The organism is Stenotrophomonas sp. HMWF003, from assembly GCF_003061285.1.
GTDB lineage: Bacteria > Pseudomonadota > Gammaproteobacteria > Xanthomonadales > Xanthomonadaceae > Stenotrophomonas > Stenotrophomonas maltophilia_AP.
In genome coordinates, this window is the sequence record NZ_QAIW01000230.1 from 4,503 (window position 1) to 6,220 (window position 1,718).

2 protein-coding genes are annotated in these 1,718 nt (G+C 66.0%); both read right to left on the bottom strand.

Annotation, left to right across the window (positions count from 1 at the left end; translation table 11 throughout):
• Nucleotides 1-86: 86 nt before the first annotated feature.
• On the bottom strand, nucleotides 87-1,217 hold the full coding sequence (gene dnaJ, locus DBR34_RS09415; protein ID WP_128096594.1) for a molecular chaperone DnaJ: 1,131 nt from the start codon (nucleotides 1,215-1,217) through the stop codon (nucleotides 87-89).
• A gap of 161 nt (nucleotides 1,218-1,378) precedes the next feature.
• Nucleotides 1,379-1,718: Hsp70 family protein (locus DBR34_RS22495; RefSeq protein ID WP_258223781.1), on the bottom strand; the 340-nt coding region annotated here is incomplete at its 5' end.

Here is a 1,718-nt window from a genome sequence, read left to right on the forward strand (position 1 = left end):
GGGGTGGCTCTACCCCCGGTCTGCGTACACAAAAAAGGCCCGCTGTTGCCAGCGGGCCTTCGGTATATCGCAACAACCGGTCTCGTTTACGAGGTCATCCGGTCCCAGAAGCCCTTCACGCCGTCGATGAACGTCGCCGACTTCGGCGAGTGCTTGCGCGCTTCTTCGCCGGTGAAGGTGGTTTCAAACTGTTCCAGCAGCTTGCGCTGCTCGGTGGTCAGGTTGACCGGCGTTTCCACCACCACGCGGCAGTAGAGGTCGCCTTCGCTGCGGCTGCGCACCGAACGCACACCCTTGCCACGCAGGCGGAACAGCTTGCCGGTCTGGGTTTCGGCCGGAATGCGGATCTCCGCATACCCGCCCAGGGTCGCCACGCGCACGGTATCGCCCAGCGCGGCCTGCGAAATCCGGATCGGCACTTCGCAATGCAGGTCGTCGCCATCGCGCTGGAAGATCGCGTGCTCGCGCACCCGCACTTCCACGTACAGGTCGCCCGGCGGCGTGCCGGCCGGACCGGCCTCGCCTTCGCCCGACAGCCGGATGCGGTCGCCGGTATCGACGCCCGCAGGCACCTTCACCGACAACACCTTGTCTTCCTCCACACGGCCGTTGCCGTGGCAGGTCTTGCACGGGGTCTGGATGATCTTGCCGCGCCCGTTGCAGTTGTGGCACGCCTGCTGCATGGCGAAGATGCCACGCTGGATGCGCACCTGGCCGTGGCCATGGCACACGCTGCAGGTATCGACCTTGCCGTCTTCGGACCCACTGCCATCGCAGTCGTCGCACTCGGCCAGGGTCGGAATCTCGATGCGGCGCTCCACGCCCATCACCGCTTCTTCCAGGTCCAGTTCCATCACGTAGCCGACATCGGCGCCGCGACGCGCCTGGCGCTGGCCACCGCCGGCGGCACCGCCGAAGATGTTGCCGAAGATGTCACCGAAGATGTCGCCCATGTCCGGACCACCCGGGCCACCGCCGCCGCCCATGCCGTGCTCGAACGCAGCGTGGCCGTGGGCGTCGTACATGCGGCGCTTGTTGGCGTCGGACAGGGTTTCGTAGGCTTCCTTGCACTCCTTGAAGGAGGCTTCGGCCGCCGCATCGCCCGGATTGCGGTCCGGGTGGTACTTCATCGCACAGCGGCGATAGGACTTCTTCAGCTCTTCTTCGCTGGCGGTGCGGGACACGCCCAGCACTTCGTAATAGTCGCGCTTGCTCATAACTTGAATCGGTATCCGGAGGTCGGGATTCGTCAAAGCGGAAGAGCGGAACCACGTCCGCTCTTTCGTCGGGCGCCCCGACAAACCGTGTTACGGCTGCCAGGACCCAGGGGAAACGACAACGGGACGTTGCCTGCGCAACGTCCCGTGTCTGGGCCGGATCAGGACTTCTTGTCGTCCTTGACTTCGGTGAACTCGGCGTCGACCACATCGTCGTGCGCGCCGTTGTTGGCACCGGCGTCCGGGCCCGGGGCGGCACCGCCCTGGTCGGCCGCGGCCGAGGCGGCGAACAGCGCCTGGCCGGCTTCTTCCAGCACCTTCGACTTGGCTTCGATCTGCGCCTTGTCGTCGCCCTTCATGGCGGTTTCCAGATCGGCCAGGGCCGACTCGACCTTGCCGATCACATCGCCACCGACCTTGCTGCCGTGTTCGGTGATCGCGGTACGGGTACCGTGGATCAGCGCGTCGGCCTGGTTGCGGGCCTGGACCAGCTCATGGAAC

What these genes read in the sequence shown, in the direction of transcription:
- dnaJ (WP_128096594.1), bottom strand. Translation starts at nt 1,217, where the DNA reads ATGAGCAAGCGCGACTATTACGAAGTGCTGGGCGTGTCCCGCACCGCC.